The organism is Ancylobacter sp. FA202, from assembly GCF_000380205.1.
In the GTDB taxonomy this organism is placed as follows: Bacteria; Pseudomonadota; Alphaproteobacteria; order Rhizobiales; family Xanthobacteraceae; genus Ancylobacter.
In genome coordinates this window covers 433994-450468 of record NZ_KB904818.1, presented here as the reverse complement: position 1 = coordinate 450468, position 16475 = coordinate 433994, and the positions used below count along the sequence as shown (strand labels likewise).

The following is a 16475-nucleotide window of genomic DNA, read 5'->3' as shown; positions in this document are numbered from 1 at the left end:
CCCAGGACGGGTCCCCGGACGTGGCGATGACGGAGTGACGATGTCGGCGATTGAAATTTCGGGCCTTCTGACCTTTACCATCGCCATTGTCGTCTTCTTCGTCGGTTCCGGCATCAACAGGGCGATTCCCCCGTTGGGCCAGTTCAATATCCCGGAGGCCGTGACCGGCGGCCTGCTCGCGGCGCTGGCGACGCTCATCGCCTACCAGTTCCTTGATACCGCCATCGTGTTCGATCTCGGCGCGCGCGACCTGCTGCTGCTCTATTTCTTCACCGGCATCGGCCTCAATGCCCGGCTCGACGATCTGCTGGCGGGCGGGCGGCCGCTGGTGATCCTGCTCGTGCTCACCATCGTCTATCTCGTGATCCAGAACGTGATCGCCCTCGGTGCCGTCAGCCTGCTCAACCTGCCGGAAGGGCTGGCCGTTTTCCTCGGCTCGGCCTCGTTGATCGGCGGGCACGGCACCACCATCGCCTGGGCGCCGCTGATCGCGGAGCGCTTCGGCGTCGCCAATGCGCTGGAGGTCGGCATCGCCGTGGCGACGCTCGGCCTCGTGCTGGCGAGCCTCGCCGGCGGACCGATCGCCCGCTACCTCATCACCCGCCACCAGCTGACCAGCGGACCGGGGCAGGAGGCCGTGGTCGGCCTGCCGAAGGCGGTGAATGAGCGCATGGATGACGACATCAGCCATGTCAGCCTGTTGCGCACCGTGCTGGTGCTCAATGTCGCCATCCTCATCGCCTTCGGCCTGGAGGAGGCGGTGGAGTGGACCGGGCTGAAGCTGCCGATGTTCGTCGTATGCCTGCTGGTCGGCATCGTACTCACCAACACCGTGCCGCGCCTGCTGCCGCGCGTGCGTTGGCCGACGCGCACACGGGCGCTGGCGCTGGTGTCCGATCTCGCGCTCAACATCTTCCTCGCCATGTCGCTGATGAGCATGCAGCTGTGGAGCATTGGCGGGCTCGGGCTGGCTCTGGTGGTGGTATTGGCGGTGCAGACGGTGGCGGCGCTGGCCTATATCGTCTTCGTCGTATTCCCGGCGATGGGGCGCGACTATCAGGCGGCGGTGATCTCGGCCGGCTTCACCGGCATCAGCCTGGGGGCGACGCCAACCGCCATCGCCAACATGACCGCCGTCACCAAGACGCACGGTCCCTCACCGCGCGCCTTCATCATCCTGCCGCTGGTGTCGGCCTTTTTCATTGACATCATCAACGCCGCCGCCATCGGATTTTTGGCCCGCTAATCGGCGCCGGGGTCCTCGACCGTCTCGGTCACGGTCTGGCCGAAGCGCTCGACCTGGCCCTGATAGGTGCGCCGGGTCGCCGGGTCGACGACGGCGAGTGGCGCGCTCAGCGCGAGTCCGGCGGCGCTGCCGACCGTCTGCCCGACGCCCATCGCCCCCGCCGCGATGCGGTCGCCGAGGCTGACCTCGGAATCGGTCACGGTCTGCCCGTTCACCAGCCGCTGGCCGATCAGCTGCACCACCTCGGGCGAAGAGGCGAAGCGGCCATGATTGAGCGAATCGCCGCTGCGCATGGCGGTGAGGTCGATCACCACGATGCCGGACTTCTCCAGCTGCCCGTAGAATTGCTGGGCGTCGATCAGCCCGAGCCGGTCCACCCCGCCGGCGATGCGGCGCGAGACCTGCAGCGCCCGGTCGTCCTGGGAGACGAACAGCGTGAACCGCGCCTGCGTGCCCTGCAGCGCCCGCCATTGCGAGGCGAACACATCGACATCGACATCGGGCGAGGCGAGGATGACGTTGCGGATCTTGGCCGGCAGCTTGCCGCGCCGTATCGCCATCTGCCGCAGGCTTTCCATGGCGAGCCACGCTCCCATGGAGTGCGCCATGATGGTCACATCCTCCACCCGCGGGTCGCTGGTGACCTGCCAGACCGTGTCCTCGAAGGCGTCGCGCGAGACGATGGTGCTCTCGCGGTCGAACAGATAGTCGAACACCCGGGCGCGCGATGGCCAGGTGAACAGCACCGGCGCCACGTCCGACCCCGAATCATGCACGATCTGGGCGAAACGGTAGACGGCGTCCTCGAAGCGGTTGTTGAAGCCGTGCACGAAGATCAGCACCCGCCGGCTCTTCGGCAGATGGCTGTCGAGCCAGCCCCTGGCGGCCTTCACATTCGGCAGCGGCTCGACGGCGAGGGTGGCGAAGTCGGTTTCCGGGTTGGGCGGCAGGCTGCGCGGCCATTGCACCTCGCCGATCTGCCGGCGACTGTCGGGCGGGATCGAGACGGTGAAGGCGTCGAGCGAGACGCCGGCGCCGCGTTCGCCGCTATAGAGCGTGGCGACGTCGTTGGAAGCCTCGCGGGTGGTGGCGACGAGAAGATCGACCTTGGTGGTGCCGGGCACCGCCGCCTCGACCGGGGTGAGCACGCCCACCGGCCGATTCGAGCATCCCGCGCACAGGGCAAAGGCCAACGCAACAACGACCAGACGCATTCCGCCTCCGTAGGACCCCCGCCCCGGTGAGAGCGCCAGCATTAGCGCGCCGCTGCGGCAAAGGCGAGTCGCGCGCCGGTCTCCGCGCGGCACGCACAGGAGGTTTGCGCCGGGCGATTTACGGAACGTCGCTTCCCTCTGTAGTGTCGGCGGTAGGATCAGGCCGATAACGCGCACGGGTGGATGGACGCCACCGGCCGTACAGGGCGCGGCGCAGTGGCAGGCAGGGGAGCGACCGGCGATGAGAAACACCAAGCCATGGAGCGCGGCTCTCGCGCTGGGCGCCAGCCTTCTTCTCGCCGGTTGCGGCGAAGAGCCAGAGGCGCAGGCCCCGGCGCCCCGGCCGGTGCGCGTCGTCACGGTGGAAAAGGGCGTCGGCGGGCAGGTTGCCTCCTTCACCGGCGATGTGCAGGCGCAGGACGAGGCCGCGCTCGCCTTCCGCGTCTCCGGCCGGATGATCGAGCGCAGCGCCAATGTCGGCGATCAGGTGAAGGCCGGGCAGGTCGTTGCCCGGCTCGATCCGCAGAACGCGCTCAACGCCCTGCGTTCGGCCCAGGCGGCGCTGGCGGCGGCGGAGAGCCAGCTCGTCACCGCCGCCAACACCTTCGAGCGGCAGGAGCGGCTGCTCGGCAACGGCTTCACCACCCAGGCCAGTCACGACGCCGCCCGCACCGCCCTGCAGGCGGCGCAGTCGGGGGTGGACGATGCCGAGGCGCAGCTGAAGACCGCGCAGGACAATGTCGGCTACACCGACCTCGTCGCCGATGCCCCCGGCACGGTGACGGCGCGCGGCGCCGAGCCGGGCGAGGTGGTGCAGGCTGGCCAGATGATTCTTCAGCTCGCCCGGCAGGGCGGGCGCGACGCGGTGTTCGACGTGCCGGCGAACATCCTGCGCGCGGCGCCGGCTGATCCGGTCATCACCGTCACGCTGAGCGACGATCCCAGCGTGACCGCGCGGGGCCGGGTGCGCGAGGTGGCGCCGCAGGCGGACCCGGTGACGCGCACCTTCCGGGTGCGGGTCGGGCTCGACACGCCGCCGGCGGCGATGCGCCTCGGCTCGACGGTCATCGGCCGGGTGGAACTTGGTAGCGATGCGGCGATCGAGATTCCCGCCTCGGCGCTCACCGCCGTCAATGAGCGCCCGGCGGTGTGGGTCTATGACCCCACCAGCCAGACCGTGGCCTTGCGCAACATCGAGCTGCGTCGCTTCTCGCCGGCTTCCGTCGCGGTCGAGACCGGGCTCAGCCCGGGCGAGATCGTGGTGACGGCCGGCGTGCAGGCGCTGCATCCCGGCCAGAAGGTGCGCCTGCTGGGGGCGGGCTCGTGATGCGGTTCAACCTGTCGGAATGGGCGGTCCGCGAGCGTTCGCTGGTCATCTTCTTCATGCTGGCCGTGGTGGTTGCCGGCTTGTTCGCCTATACGCGCCTGGGCCGGGCGGAAGACCCGTCTTTCATCATCAAGACCATGGTGGTGCAGGCGGCGTGGCCCGGCGCCAGCATCGAGGACACGCTGCAGCAGGTGACGGACCGGCTGGAGCGGACGCTGCAGGAAACGCCGCATCTCGATTTCATTCGCAGCTATACCCGCCCCGGCGTCACCACCATCTTCGTCGCCCTGAAGGGCAGCACCACCGCGCAGGAGGTTCCCGATGTCTGGTACCATGTGCGCAAGAGCATTGGCGACATGGCCCACACCCTGCCGCGCGGAGTGGTGGGGCCGGGCTTCAATGACGAGTTCGGCGACACGTTCGGCCTGATCTACGGCTTCACCGCCGACGGATTCACCCATCGTGAGCTGCGCGATTATGTCGAGCAGGCCCGCTCGACGCTGCTGCGCGTTCCCGATGTCGCCAAGATCGAGCTGCTGGGCGAGCAGGACGAGCAGATCTTCGTCGAGTTCTCGGTGCGCGAACTCGCCAATCTCGGCATCAACCGCTCCGCCCTGGTGGCGGCGCTGCGGGCGCAGAATGTGGTGCAGCCCTCCGGTACCATCCAGACCGGCGACGAAGCGCTGGTGATCGACGTGTCCGGTGCCTTCAGCTCCGAGCAGGATGTGGCCAACATCAATTTCGCCGTGGATGGGCGCATGCTGCGCCTCGCCGACATCGCCACCGTGCGGCGCGGCTATGTCGATCCGCCGCGCCCGCTGTTCCGCACCAATGGCGAGCCGGCGATCGGCCTCGCCATTTCGATGCGCGAGGGCGGCGATATTCTCCAGCTCGGCCGCAACATCGACACGGCGATGGCGAAGATCACGGCGGAACTGCCGATCGGCATCGAGCCGCATTTGGTCGCCGACCAGGCGGTGACGGTGGCCGGCGCGATTTCCGAATTCATGGAATCGCTCTGGCAGGCCATTCTCATCATCCTCGTGGTGAGCTTCATCGCGCTCGGCGTGCGCGCCGGCCTGATGGTGGCGCTGACCATTCCGCTCACGCTGGCCGGCGTGTTCGCGGTGATGTGGCTGCTGGGCATCGACATGCAGCGCATCTCGCTCGGTGCCCTCATCATCGCGCTGGCGCTGATGGTGGACGATGCGATGACCACCACCGACGCCACGCTCGGCCGGCTTGCCGCCGGCGAGCCGAAGGAAGTGGCGGCGGTCTACGCCTTCAAGACCTATGCCTTTGCGATGCTGGCCGGCACGCTGGTGACGATCGCCGGCTTCGTGCCGGTGGGCTTCGCCGCCTCTTCGGCGGGCGAATACACTTTCTCGCTGTTCGCGGTGGTGACGGTCGCGCTGCTGGTGTCGTGGCTGGTGGCGGTGCTGTTCGCCCCGCTGATCGGCATAGTGATCCTGAAGGCGCCGAAGAACGCCGGCGGCCAGCCGGGCCGGGTGATGCGGCTTTATCGCGCGCTCCTCTCCGCCGCGCTGGGTGCGCCCTGGGTGACGGTCGCGGTCACTCTCGGCCTGTTCGCCGCCGCCGTGCTGGCGCTGCCGCTGATCCCCCGCCAGTTCTTTCCCGCGTCCGACCGGCCGGAACTGCTGGTGGACCTGCAATTGCCACAGAACGCCTCGATCTTCGCCACCGAGCGCGCCATGGCGCGGCTCGACGACGTCCTGAGGGACGATCCCGATGTGGAGCGCTGGAGCGGCTATGTCGGGCGTGGGGCGATCCGCTTCTACCTGCCGCTCAATGCCCAGCTGCCCAATGCCTTCTTCGGCCAGGCGGTGGTGGTGGCGAAAGACGTACCGGCGCGCGAGCGGCTGGAGGCCAAGCTCGACACGCTGCTCGCGAACGATTTTCCCAATGTGGTCAGCCGCGTCTCGCCGCTGGAACTGGGGCCACCGGTGGGCTGGCCGATCCAGTACCGCGTGGTGGGGCCGGAACTCGGCCCGGTGCGCGACATCGCCTTCAAGCTGGCCGAAGTGATCGCCGCCGACCCGCTGACGCGCACGGTGAGTTATGACTGGATCGAGCCGGCGCGCGAGATCCGCATCCGCGTCGACCAGGACCAGGCGCGTCTGCTCGGCCTCTCCACCGAGGCGATCGGCTCTGTGCTGAACACGGTCGTGACGGGCGCACCGGTGACGCAGCTGCGCGACGACATCTATCTGATCGATGTGGTGCTGCGCGCCACCGACGAGCAGCGCGTCTCGCTCGACACGCTGCGCACGCTGGAAGTGCCGCTGCCGGGCGGGCGTACCGTGCCGCTGAGCCAGTTCGCCACCTTCGACTATGAACAGACCTATCCGCTGGTCTGGCGCCGCGACCGCCAGCCCGCGCTCACCGTGCAGTCCGACATCGCGCCGGGCGAGCTCCCCGAGACGGTGGTGGATCAGCTGGCGCCGAAGATCGAACAGCTGGCGCAGACGCTGCCGGCCGGCTACCGCATCGAGACCGGCGGCACGGTGGAGGAGAGCGCGTCCTCGCTCGCCTCGGTCATGGCAGTAGTGCCTGTCATGATCCTCATCATGCTCACTGTCCTTATGTTCCAGCTGAGGCGCTTCTCACTGGCCTCACTGGTCATAAGTGTTGCTCCGCTTGGACTCATTGGCGTTGTCATTGCACTGCTGGTTTCCGGCCGGCCGCTCGGTTTCGTCGCCATTCTCGGCGTGCTGGCGCTGATCGGGATGATCATAAAAAACGCTGTGATTCTAATAGGTCAGATCGAGTCCGAGCGGGCCGGCGGCAAGGATGCGCGGCAGGCGGTGACCGACGCCTCCTGCGCCCGCTTCACCCCGATCGTGCTCACCGCATTGTCCACAGTACTCGGAATGATCCCCATAGCCCCCACCGTCTTCTGGGGTCCCATGGCCTTCGCCATTATGGGAGGGCTACTGGTGGCCACCCTGCTCACACTGGTCTTCCTCCCGGCGCTCTATCTGGCGACGGTGGGACGGGAGAGACGGTCTCTTTCCTGAAGAAAGTCAAACAGTTACGGGGAGGTTTTCCTTTCGGCGGAGGCCGGCTTGATGCGGTCGTTCATGTAGGAAAAGAACGGATTCGACGACATCCGCACCAGCGCGTCGAGGCTGACGATCAGCGCGCCGCGCTCGCCGCGCACCGCCATGGCGCCAAGCTGAAGTCCAAAATTCTCCTGCGGGTCGGGATGCGAGCCATAAAGCCCGTCCTCCGGTGGGAAGGGCAGGGCGACATGGGAGAGCGAATAAACGTCGATCGGATAAGACAGCCCGAGGGGATGGATGGTCTCCTCCGTCCCCCCGGCAGCAATGGAGCGCTCGACGACGAGATCGCTGCCTGCATCCTCATTCGTGATGATGACGGTTCGGAAATCGCGTGGCAGCGGCGGCAGCAGCCGCAGCAGCGCCGAATAGGAGGTCGCGTGCAACAGCGGGCCGAGCTTGGTGTTCCGGTTGATGTCGAAGAGCACCAGCTCGCTGCCGTTTGCTGGCAATTGGCGATACAGGGCGTCGACTATCGCGCGGGTCGAGACGGTAAAGTCCATCACCGACTGGAAGGTGAGCACCGGCGTTAGGTCCTTCAGTCGCCCGGCCCGCGCCTGCGCTGTGATCGAGGCCTGAAGCGCCCGTGTCAGCCGGTGCGATTGCACGGCACCGTTCACGGGAAAGCTGTTGTACTTGAACGGGTTGAACTCCGGCACGAGGCCCAGCCACGCTGCTTTGTCGAAGGCTGGGAGCCAGGCCGGCAACGCGGCCAGCCCGGCAAAGCGGGCGAAACGGGTGATGCCGATCATCGGCGAGATGAGCACCAGCCGGTCGGGGCGGACGAGCGCCTCGTCACTGAGCGCGTCGAGCGCGTATTTCAGCGCCAGCGCTCCGCCATTGGAAAAGCCGACGATCTCCAGCGTCTTGCCCGGCGCGCGGGCGGCCGCCTCGCGCACGGCAAGGCGGGTGGCGGCCAGCCAGTCCTCCCATTCGACATCGGTCAGACCGGCCGGCACCGTGCCATGGCCGGGCAGGCGCGGGGCGACGACGAGAAACCCGTTCGCGAGGTAGCGGCCGGCGACATGGCGCAGGCTGTAGGGCGAATCCGTGAGCCCGTGCAGCAGGACGACAACCCCCGCCGGCTCGCCCTCCGGCACCAGCTCATAGGAGCGGTTCCAGTCGTGGGAGAGGTTGGGCGGGTAGACCACGCTGCCGACGAAATAGCGATTGGAGGGAACGCGGTCCTCCTCCGGTAGCTTCTGCACTACCTCGCGGGTGACTTCCGCGAACAGCTTGTCCTCGCGGGCGAGATAGGCGCGCCAGTCCGCCTTGTCGAGTTCGGCGACGCTCATCTCCTCAGGCACGAAGGTGTGCCAGGGCTCCAGCGGCGGCCCGCTGTGCGTGAACCAGACGCGCGAGCCGAGAAAGGCGACGAAGAGCAGCAGCGTCAGCACTGCCAGCCATTTGAGAACCCTGCGCAGGGGAGCGAGTATGGAGGCGAGCATGGTCAGGTTGCGGGTTCCTCGCGGCCGGACAACAGGCGGGCGATCCAGCGTGTGCTCTCGCCCTCTTCGCAAAAGGTGAGGGCGGCGATTACCAGCGGTACGCCGATGAAGGCGCCCGACAGGCCCCACATGAACGCCCAGAAGAACACGGCGAACAGCACGAGGAAAGGCGAGATGGCCAGCGCCTTGCCGGCCACGCGCGGCTCGATATAGCTGCCGCTAAAGAATTGAATGACGTTCATGGCAAGGAATACCACCACCGCCGTCTCCCACGAGCCGAACTGCGCCAGCGCGAAGAAGGTGGGCAGCAGCGTCGCCACCAGTGGACCGATGAAGGGAATGTAGTTCAGCGCGAAGGCGATCACGCCGAAAGCCAGTGCGAGTTCGAGCCCGATAGCGGCGGAAACCGCCCAGACGAACACGCCCGTCAGGACGCTCATCACAGTGCGTACCATCATGTAGGTGCGGAATTTGGCCGCTGTCGTCGCGCTGGCCCGCACCAGGCGCTGGCCGGTCTCGCCAGCCCCGGTGAGCAGCTTACCGCGGACGATGTCGACCTCCAGCAGGCCGAGCATGACAAAGATCAGCGTCACAACGCCGAAACCGAGCATGCCATTGAGCCGTCCGGCCAGTCCCTGGAAGGCGCCGATCAGCCAGCCGGCGTTGAAGGTGTCGGCGAGCATGCCGGCCGAATAGAGGCCCATCTCCTCCAGCTGGGCGGCGGTTTCACTGTAGATCGCCTGGAAGCGGCCGGCATTGGCGATCAACCAGCGCCCTGCCTGGCTGAAGCCCCAGATTGTGACATAGCCGAGCAGCGCCAAAGCGAGGACGGTCAGCGTCAGGGTAAGCAGCATCGCCACCAGGGCCGGCAGCCGCTGCTGCAGTCGAACCTGCAGCGGCCAGACGAGGGCGATGATGAACACGGCGAAGGCAACGGGCGCCACGACCGATCGAGCGAGATAGATCGCCCCCGCCGCGAGAACTAACGCGCAGATGCCGAGGGGAAAACGCAACGCGCTGGAGGTCATGAGAGCTTTCGCGGAGTCGAGCCGGAGGGTCAGAATGGGATAACACGGCGCAACGAGCCGGCAAATTGCCCCGGTGCCGGCGGCGACCGGCGGAACAGCCACACCCCCGCAGGTTATGAGGCCGGCGGGTTGGCGCCAGCGTCGGCGGGTTAAATTGCGTGAGACGATAGTCTATCTTGCCGCAATTGGCCGGGGCAGCGATTGGGGCGCGCCGGCCGCAACGATAGAAGCCGGCCAGAACGAGGGGGAATGCGATGGGAGGGCTGCTCGCCTTCAGCCGTGTGATCGACGGATTGAACGAGAGATTCGGCCGCATCGCGGATTACTGCGTGCTGTTTGCCTGTCTCGTCAGCGCCGGAAACGCGACGGTGCGCTATCTGTTCAGCTACAGCACCAATGGCCTTCTGGAAGTCCAGTGGTACCTGTTCGGGGCCGTCGTGCTGCTTGGAGCGCCCTATACGCTAAAGCGCAACGAGCATGTTCGGGTCGATCTCGTCTATATGTCGGTGTCGCCGCGCGCCCGGCTGTGGATCGACTCGCTGGGCTTCACGCTTATCCTCATTCCCGCCGGCCTCTATCTCACCTGGCTCAGTTTTCCGTTCTTCTGGCAGTCCTTCCTCTCGGACGAGGTGTCGCAAAACGCCGGCGGGCTGATCCTATGGCCGGCCAAGTTGCTGCTCCCTCTCGGTTTTGCGCTCCTCACCGTGCAGGGAGTATCGGAACTCATCAAGCGCGTCGCGGCGCTTTCCGGCGCCATTGAGGTCGCGACCGACTACGAGAAGCCGCTCCAGTAGCGGCCTTGATGGAACGATCTCTCCCTATCCCGGCCTCCTTCTCCCGACGCGCGAGCCTTGCATGTTTTCCTATGGCGTGATGCCCCCGCTCATGTTCGCCGGCATGATCTGCTTCATGCTGGCCGGCTTTCCCGTCGCGTTCTCGCTCATCGCGGTCGGCCTGTTCTTTGGCACGCTTGGCATACTGACCGATCACTTCACTTTCAGCTTCCTGCAGGCGCTTCCGTTCCGCTTCTACGGCATCATCTCGAACGACCTTCTGCTCGCAATCCCCTTCTTCACCTTCATGGGCGCGATACTGGAGCGGTGCGGTCTCGCCGAGGATCTGTTGGAAGGCGCCGGCAAGCTCTTTGGCAAGGTGCCTGGCGGCCTTGCCTATGCGGTGATCGTGGTCGGCGCCATCCTCGGTGCGATCACCGGGACGGTAGCGGCTTCGGTCATCGCAATGGGTGTGATCTCACTGCCGGTGATGATGCGCTATGGCTATGATCAGAAACTTGCCACCGGGGTGATCGCGGCATCGGGTACCATCACCCAGCTCATTCCGCCCTCGCTGGTATTGATCGTGCTGGCCGAGCAGCTCGGCAGGCCGGTGGGCGAGATGTACCTCGGCGCGATCGGCCCCTCGCTGCTGCAGGTGCTGATCTTCCTCGCCTATGTGTTCGTGCTGTCGCTCATCAAGCCTCAGCACATGCCGCCCCTGCCGCCCGAGGCGCGCGGGGAGGGCGGGTGGCCGCTGATCCGGCAGGTTCTTTGGGGCATGGTCCCCTCTATCGTGCTGATTATGCTCGTGCTTGGCACGTTGGCCATGGGCCTTGCCACGCCAACCGAAGCTGGCGCCATGGGGGCGGTTGGCGCGATCATTCTGGCGGCCTTGCACGGGCGCCTTACCTGGCCTTTGATACGCCAGGCTATGGGTTCGACGGCCCGACTGACCGCGATGGTGGTGTTCATCCTCATTGGTGCCACCGTGTTCAGCCTAGTCTTTCAGGGAATGGACGGCGCGCTGTGGATCGAGCATCTGCTCGCCCAACTGCCCGGCGGACGCGCCGGATTCCTGATCTTCGTCAACGTGTTCATCTTCTTCATCGCCTTCTTCCTCGATTTCTTCGAGATCGCCTTCATCATCGTGCCGCTGCTGGTGCCGGTGGCGATGAAGCTCGACATCAATCTCGTCTGGTTCGGCGTTCTGCTGTGCGTGAACATGCAGACCGCCTTCATGCATCCGCCCTTCGGCTTTGCGCTATTCTACCTGCGCGGAATCGCGCCGAAGTCTGTCCGCACCTCGCAGATCTATTGGGGCGCGATCCCGTGGCTGCTGATGCAGCTGGTGCTGGTAGCGGTCGTCATCCTCTGGCCGGAGGCTGTGACCTATTGGATCAGCGACGGACCGAGCGTCGATCCCTCGACGATCGAACTCACCATCCCCCAATACGACGTACCGCCGCTCGACCTGGCGCCGCCGCAGTTCTGAGGTCAGGCGGGGAGGGCGCTGGGCTGACTTCCCCGAAGCGCCGCGACGCCGGCGAGCACGAAGAGCAGCAGCACCACGCCTTGCGCAATGGCGAAGGGTGGTTCGGACTGGGTGGGTGCCAGGCTCTGTAGCGCCGGCACCTTGGCAAAGGCCTGGGCGATGGCGACGAAGACAAGAAGCCACTGGCTCGCGACGATTCCCACCGCGTAAACCGTGTTCCAGCGGCCGGTGCGGCGGAAGAGGTAGCGTGCCGGCACGGTGGCGGCGAGCACGACGAGCGCGACCGTGCCGACGATATGCGATGGCAACAGGGCGCTGAACGGAAAGCCGAAGCCGGTGGCGCTCGTAGCGAATGCTGTTGTGAGGAAGGCGGCTATCCATCTGGGCCGATCACGCCCCGCTATAAGGTCGGCCAGCACGATGAAGCCAGTGGCGATGGCAATAAGGCTTAGCCAGGTGTGAAACCCGGTCCACGTGGTTGGATCGAACATAGATGCGCTCCCCCGCTGCGCCCCGCCCGACGCGGCGCGCGTCGCCGGCACGTCTGCCACCGGCAATTTGATGATAGTCATCATTTTTGTTGACGCCACCGCAAAGCGTTGGAGCCGTTTGGTTTGACGCGTGGGCGCTGAGAAATTCACCCGGCTGTGTCTTTCGGCCTATAGGCCCGGCCGTCTCGGGGCGTTAAGGCGAGCATCGACGACTGTCGCCGCCCCCTTTGCCGAGCCCCTCGGCGCTCTTGCCGCATTGGATAGCCTATGTCCGCCTCCCTCTCCGCGCCGGGAAATCCTCCTCCAGGGTCTCCGCATCCCGGCATGGGATTTCGCGAGTTCGTGCTGTTCATCGCCGGCCTCATGGCGACCAATGCCATGGCCATCGACTCCATGCTGCCGGCGCTGCCAGAGATCGGCGAGTCACTCGGCATCGACACGGCAAACCACACGCAGCTTGTCATCACCGCCTATCTGCTCGGCTTCGGCGGCGCCCAACTCATCTACGGCACGCTGGCTGACCGCTTCGGCCGCCGCACGATTCTGCTGTTCGGCCTTGCCGTCTATACGGCGGCCTCGATCGGCGCCATCTTTGCCGGGACGGTGGAGGTGATGCTGGCGGCGCGTGTGGTGCAGGGCATCGGCGCGGCGGCGACACGGATTCTCGCCATCACCATTGTGCGCGATTGCTATTCCGGCTCGCACATGGCCCGCGTGATGTCGCTCGCCTTCCTTGTGTTTTTGTCGGTCCCTATCGTTGCACCGTCCATCGGACAGGCCATCATGATGGTGGCGCCGTGGAGGGGAATCTTCCTGATGCTGTGTGCTCTTGGGGCGGGGCTGTTCGTATGGACGCTGGCCCGCCTGCCGGAAACACTGCACCCGGAGGACCGCTCGCCGATTTCCTTTGCCGGCATCTCCCATGCCTTCGGCCTCATCGTCCGCAGCCGTGCGACAGTTGGCTACATGCTGGCCATTACCATGGTAATGGGCGGACTGTTCGGGTTCATCAACTCCGCCCAACAAGTGTTCGCTGACGCTTTTGACTCGGAGGAGCTGTTCACGCTGATCTTCGCGCTGATTGCCGTATTCATGGCGGCTTCGTCGCTGCTCAATGCGCGTATCGTTGAAAAGCTGGGCATGCGGCGTGTCTCACACGTCGCGCTCTGCGGCTACCTCCTCGTCACGCTGGCACATGCTGGCATCGTTCTCGGCGGAATCGAGACCATCTGGACGTTCTCGATCCTGCAGGGCGCCATGATGTTCTTCTTCGGCCTCATGGTGTCGAACTTCAATTCCATGGCGATGGAGCCGGTCGGCCATGTCGCGGGCACGGCTTCCTCGGTGCTCGGATTCGTCAGCACGGTGGGGGGCGCGCTGGCCGGCTTTGTTTTGGGGCAGAATTTCGACGGAACGACCTTGCCGCTGACCCTCGGCTTTGCTGCCCTCGCCGCTGCGGCTCTTTGCTGCGTTACGTTTGCGGAAAGGGGGCGTCTTTTCCGCGCTGACGTCCGGGTGGCCGACACTGCGGCCTGACAGTTCGGACTTTTGCTTGTGCGTACTAAAGCCGCTGCAACTTCAGGCTGCAGATCCACCCAGACCCTGCGGGGCGGGCGCCGTCATCGCCTGACGTCCGCCAGTTTTCGCGCCAGCGGCCAGCAACCGGGCCGCCCGCGATTGGGAAAAATCGAGGATGATCGCGCCGAGTTCCGGCTCGTCAACCAGCAAAGCGGCGTCCTCTGCGGAAATCCAGGTTTGCGCCCGTTCGTGACGTTCGGGCCAATCGGCCAGCTGGCGACGGACGGCGAGCGGATAGACCGCGACCTTGACGAGCGCGAAATGGCTTTCCAGCCGCTTCCAGTACAGATACTGGCCGAGCCTCTTGCGCCCTATATCACCAATCACACCGGCCTCCTGCCGGGCCTCAATTTGCGCCGACTTCCAGTCCTTGCGGTTCTTCATCGGCCAGCCCTTCGGGATGATCACCCGCTGTGTTTCCCGTGAGGTCATGACGAGAACCTCAACGCTGCCGTCCTCAACCACGCGGTAAGGCAGCGCCGCCACCTGACTGAGGGGGCGGCCGTCGGTTGCCGGACGCTTGGTCTGCTTCTGCTTGGCCATGATTGCCAAATGTAGTGCATCGCGTAGGAATAGCGACGCCTCTTATGGTGTTTTTCGCCTTTTGGGACCTCCTATGACAACTGAACTGACGCTTCTCGCCTGGACGCTGGTCCTGGCCCTTGCGCAGGTGCTGCTCCCTGCGATGTGGCGCAACCGGGAAACCGGGATCGACTACAATATGGGGCCGCGCGACGAGCCGGGCCCGCCGGTGGGGATCATCACGGGACGACTCCAGCGCGCGCAGGCCAACCTTTTCGAGACGCTTCCCGTATTCGCCGCAGTGGTGCTGATCGCCCATGTCGCCGGCCGGGAAGGAGCGCTCACATTTTGGGGGGCGTGGTTCTATCTTGGCGCGCGGATCGTCTATGTGCCGCTATACGCCATGGGCCTGCCCTATCTGCGCTCGCTGGCCTGGACCGTGTCGCTGTTGGGCATCGTGGTGATCCTGTTTGCCGTCTTGGCGCCGGTCTGAACGAGGGCGGGAATATGGCGGTCGATTTTTCCTCGTTTGATTTCCTCGTCATTCCCGGTCGCGAGAACGCGCCGGCCGAGCACTGGCAGTCGCATTGGCTCGGTGCCTTCCCCAATTCGAGCCGGTTGATTCAGTCCGATTGGAGCCGGCCCGAGGTGGGAGCCTGGACCGCCCGGCTTGACGCTGCGGTGGTGTCGGCCCCGCGCCGGGTGGTGCTGGTCGCTCATTCGGTCGGCGTAGCGACGGCGCTGCGCTGGACGGTGGCGCAGCCGGAACGGGCGCGTGCCAAGGTGGCTGCCGCCTTTCTGGTGGCGCCGACCAATGTCGACGATCCCGACCCCTCGTTCGACCTTGTCCGCAATTTCGGCCCGATGCCGCGCTCGCCCCTGCCGTACCCGGCGCTCGTTCTGTCCTCCCGGGACGATCCGAGGGTGGCGCCGGCGCAGGCGGTCGCTTTCGCGCAGGCGTGGGGAGCCGATCTGGCCGATGTAGGGGAACTCGGCCATATCGGTTCCGCCGCGCGGCTCGGCCTCTGGCCGGCGGGCCTTGTGCTGCTCGGCGGCCTGCTGGCGCGGCTTTAGGCAGCCCGCCCGCTCGGTCAGTGCTGGGCGAGGATGGCGGCGATGGCCTGCGCGACTGATTTGGTCACGCGCTTGCGGTAGCGCCGGTGGACCAGCTGGCCATTGTGGAAGACGTCCTGCTCGACATAGAGATTGGTGCCGTCCCAGCGCAGGACATTGTCGGACTCGACGGTCTCGATGACGCCGATCCCCGGAATGAGATGTCCTTCCGGCGCGGTGGTGGTCATGGGCTTCTCCTGCGTTGGCGGCACGCTCTGCGGCGGCCTGAGGCCATGATAGCCGAGAGCGAGGCGAAAGCCATCGGGGGGCATTACGAGGATTGCGAGGACGGGGGCGCAGGCCTTTCCGGGCCGCCAGAACCGTTGGCGCTGGCGCCCTCGACCTTGCCACGGCGCTGCAGCAGCAGCACGGCGATCCAGCATAGGAGCGCCCACGCGCTGCCGGCGCACCAGCCAGCCAGAACGTCGGTGGGCCAGTGTACGCCGAGATAAACGCGGCTGAACCCCACCAGCAAGGTGAGCCCCACCGCGACGGCGAGCGCATAGGCCTTGATCCTCCGTTTGCTCTCCGTGCGGACGATGAGGACGCCAAGGGTGAGGAAGGTCACGGCCGAGCCCATGGCGTGGCCGCTTGGAAAGCTCAACGTGCTGACATCAACGAGATGGGCGACGAGGTCCGGCCGGGGGCGCTCGAAGCCGAGTTTCAGCGCATAGCTCAGCAGGCCTCCGCCAGAGGCTGCCACCAGCACGAACAAGGCAGCGGCGCGCTTGCCGTCCATGGCGAGGAAGCCGGCGACAATGAGGGTAATGAGAGTAAGAACCGTCGTGCCACCCAGCGCCGTCACATCGCGCATGATGATCTCAAGCCAGGGTGGGCCGAGAGGGTCGGCGGGATCGCCGGGCGCGCGGAAAGCCAGCAGAACCGCCTCGTCAAAGGCGTGCGTCTCACCTTCCGCCACTTCGTCGGCGATCAGAGCGAACGCCAACAGCCCCAGTGCGGCCCCGAGCAGGGCCAGAAGCACCGCAAGCTCGGGTAGGAGGAGGCCGGCAATCTGGCGCAGGCGAAGTGGGAGGCATTGCACGAGGCGGCGTGGAGAGAAGGACGACATCGTTCACCGGCAACGAGAGAAATTCGACCGGGCGAAGCCCGTCGGAGCTGGAACCTATCAGGGTCCTGACGTGTTCCCTTGCTACAATCAC

General features: G+C 65.9%; 15 protein-coding genes. 8 read left to right on the top strand and 7 right to left on the bottom strand.

Annotated elements, in window-relative coordinates:
- Nucleotides 1-40 precede the first annotated feature (40 nt).
- Nucleotides 41-1246, top strand: coding sequence for a sodium/glutamate symporter (gene gltS, locus A3M1_RS0102035; RefSeq protein WP_018387284.1), 1206 nt, complete (start codon nt 41-43; stop codon nt 1244-1246).
- Here gltS and A3M1_RS0102030 read toward each other — a convergent pair.
- On the bottom strand, nt 1243-2460 hold the full coding sequence (locus A3M1_RS0102030; protein WP_018387283.1) for an alpha/beta hydrolase: 1218 nt from the start codon (nt 2458-2460) through the stop codon (nt 1243-1245). The genes gltS and A3M1_RS0102030 overlap by 4 nt on opposite strands.
- A gap of 241 nt (nt 2461-2701) precedes the next feature.
- Here A3M1_RS0102030 and A3M1_RS0102025 point away from each other — a divergent pair, with 241 nt between their 5' ends.
- On the top strand, nt 2702-3787 hold the full coding sequence (locus tag A3M1_RS0102025; protein ID WP_018387282.1) for an efflux RND transporter periplasmic adaptor subunit: 1086 nt from the start codon (nt 2702-2704) through the stop codon (nt 3785-3787).
- Nucleotides 3787-6825: an efflux RND transporter permease subunit gene (locus A3M1_RS0102020; RefSeq protein ID WP_018387281.1), complete on the top strand. Its 3039-nt coding sequence runs from the start codon at nt 3787-3789 to the stop codon at nt 6823-6825. Before A3M1_RS0102025 ends, A3M1_RS0102020 begins: the two co-directional genes overlap by 1 nt.
- Nucleotides 6826-6839: 14 nt before the next feature.
- On the opposite strand, the gene A3M1_RS0102015 is transcribed toward A3M1_RS0102020, so the two are convergent.
- Both A3M1_RS0102015 and A3M1_RS0102010 read right to left on the bottom strand, forming a co-directional pair.
- On the bottom strand, nt 6840-8315 hold the full coding sequence (locus tag A3M1_RS0102015; RefSeq protein WP_018387280.1) for a carboxylesterase: 1476 nt from the start codon (nt 8313-8315) through the stop codon (nt 6840-6842).
- Between the two features lie 2 nt (nt 8316-8317).
- On the bottom strand, nt 8318-9343 hold the full coding sequence (locus A3M1_RS0102010; RefSeq protein WP_018387279.1) for an AI-2E family transporter: 1026 nt from the start codon (nt 9341-9343) through the stop codon (nt 8318-8320).
- 254 nt (nt 9344-9597) lie between these two features.
- Here A3M1_RS0102010 and A3M1_RS0102005 point away from each other — a divergent pair, with 254 nt between their 5' ends.
- Both A3M1_RS0102005 and A3M1_RS0102000 read left to right on the top strand, forming a co-directional pair.
- The gene (locus tag A3M1_RS0102005) at nt 9598-10137 is read left to right on the top strand and encodes a TRAP transporter small permease subunit (protein ID WP_018387278.1); all 540 of its coding nucleotides are present in this window, start codon (nt 9598-9600) and stop codon (nt 10135-10137) included.
- Nucleotides 10138-10198: 61 nt separating this feature from the next.
- Nucleotides 10199-11611, top strand: a complete 1413-nt coding sequence (locus A3M1_RS0102000; RefSeq protein ID WP_018387277.1) for a TRAP transporter large permease subunit — start codon at nt 10199-10201, stop codon at nt 11609-11611.
- 2 nt (nt 11612-11613) lie between these two features.
- Here the strand turns inward: A3M1_RS0102000 and A3M1_RS0101995 are convergent, their stop codons facing one another.
- On the bottom strand, nt 11614-12102 hold the full coding sequence (locus A3M1_RS0101995) for a hypothetical protein (RefSeq protein WP_371258728.1): 489 nt from the start codon (nt 12100-12102) through the stop codon (nt 11614-11616).
- Between the two features lie 324 nt (nt 12103-12426).
- Between A3M1_RS0101995 and A3M1_RS0101990 the strand changes: the two genes are divergently transcribed.
- A complete protein-coding gene (locus A3M1_RS0101990) occupies nt 12427-13638 on the top strand; it encodes a Bcr/CflA family efflux MFS transporter (RefSeq protein WP_018387275.1) in 1212 nt (403 codons plus the stop codon).
- A 42-nt stretch (nt 13639-13680) separates the two neighbouring features.
- Here the strand turns inward: A3M1_RS0101990 and A3M1_RS0101985 are convergent, their stop codons facing one another.
- Nucleotides 13681-14223: an NUDIX hydrolase gene (locus tag A3M1_RS0101985; protein WP_018387274.1), complete on the bottom strand. Its 543-nt coding sequence runs from the start codon at nt 14221-14223 to the stop codon at nt 13681-13683.
- Between the two features lie 73 nt (nt 14224-14296).
- Between A3M1_RS0101985 and A3M1_RS0101980 the strand changes: the two genes are divergently transcribed.
- Entirely contained in the window at nt 14297-14695 is a 399-nt protein-coding gene (locus A3M1_RS0101980; RefSeq protein ID WP_018387273.1) for an MAPEG family protein, read from the top strand.
- Between the two features lie 14 nt (nt 14696-14709).
- The gene (locus A3M1_RS0101975; protein ID WP_018387272.1) at nt 14710-15276 is read left to right on the top strand and encodes an alpha/beta hydrolase; all 567 of its coding nucleotides are present in this window, start codon (nt 14710-14712) and stop codon (nt 15274-15276) included.
- Between the two features lie 17 nt (nt 15277-15293).
- On the opposite strand, the gene A3M1_RS24865 is transcribed toward A3M1_RS0101975, so the two are convergent.
- Together A3M1_RS24865 and A3M1_RS0101965 are read right to left on the bottom strand one after the other, a co-directional pair.
- Nucleotides 15294-15503, bottom strand: a complete 210-nt coding sequence (locus tag A3M1_RS24865) for a hypothetical protein (protein ID WP_026221089.1) — start codon at nt 15501-15503, stop codon at nt 15294-15296.
- Nucleotides 15504-15586: 83 nt separating this feature from the next.
- Nucleotides 15587-16297 (bottom strand): phosphatase PAP2 family protein, encoded by a 711-nt coding sequence (locus A3M1_RS0101965; protein WP_018387270.1) that lies wholly within the window; start codon nt 16295-16297, stop codon nt 15587-15589.
- Nucleotides 16298-16475: the final 178 nt, after the last annotated feature.

What these genes read in the sequence shown, in the direction of transcription:
- A3M1_RS0102000 (WP_018387277.1), top strand. Translation starts at nt 10,199, where the DNA reads ATGTTTTCCTATGGCGTGATGCCCCCGCTCATGTTCGCCGGCATGATC.
- A3M1_RS0102015 (WP_018387280.1), bottom strand. Translation starts at nt 8,315, where the DNA reads ATGCTCGCCTCCATACTCGCTCCCCTGCGCAGGGTTCTCAAATGGCTG.
- A3M1_RS0102020 (WP_018387281.1), top strand. Translation starts at nt 3,787, where the DNA reads ATGCGGTTCAACCTGTCGGAATGGGCGGTCCGCGAGCGTTCGCTGGTC.
- gltS (WP_018387284.1), top strand. Translation starts at nt 41, where the DNA reads ATGTCGGCGATTGAAATTTCGGGCCTTCTGACCTTTACCATCGCCATT.
- A3M1_RS0101995 (WP_371258728.1), bottom strand. Translation starts at nt 12,102, where the DNA reads ATGTTCGATCCAACCACGTGGACCGGGTTTCACACCTGGCTAAGCCTT.
- A3M1_RS0101980 (WP_018387273.1), top strand. Translation starts at nt 14,297, where the DNA reads ATGACAACTGAACTGACGCTTCTCGCCTGGACGCTGGTCCTGGCCCTT.
- A3M1_RS0101975 (WP_018387272.1), top strand. Translation starts at nt 14,710, where the DNA reads ATGGCGGTCGATTTTTCCTCGTTTGATTTCCTCGTCATTCCCGGTCGC.
- A3M1_RS24865 (WP_026221089.1), bottom strand. Translation starts at nt 15,503, where the DNA reads ATGACCACCACCGCGCCGGAAGGACATCTCATTCCGGGGATCGGCGTC.
- A3M1_RS0101990 (WP_018387275.1), top strand. Translation starts at nt 12,427, where the DNA reads ATGGGATTTCGCGAGTTCGTGCTGTTCATCGCCGGCCTCATGGCGACC.
- A3M1_RS0102030 (WP_018387283.1), bottom strand. Translation starts at nt 2,460, where the DNA reads ATGCGTCTGGTCGTTGTTGCGTTGGCCTTTGCCCTGTGCGCGGGATGC.
- A3M1_RS0102025 (WP_018387282.1), top strand. Translation starts at nt 2,702, where the DNA reads ATGAGAAACACCAAGCCATGGAGCGCGGCTCTCGCGCTGGGCGCCAGC.
- A3M1_RS0102010 (WP_018387279.1), bottom strand. Translation starts at nt 9,343, where the DNA reads ATGACCTCCAGCGCGTTGCGTTTTCCCCTCGGCATCTGCGCGTTAGTT.
- A3M1_RS0101985 (WP_018387274.1), bottom strand. Translation starts at nt 14,223, where the DNA reads ATGGCCAAGCAGAAGCAGACCAAGCGTCCGGCAACCGACGGCCGCCCC.
- A3M1_RS0102005 (WP_018387278.1), top strand. Translation starts at nt 9,598, where the DNA reads ATGGGAGGGCTGCTCGCCTTCAGCCGTGTGATCGACGGATTGAACGAG.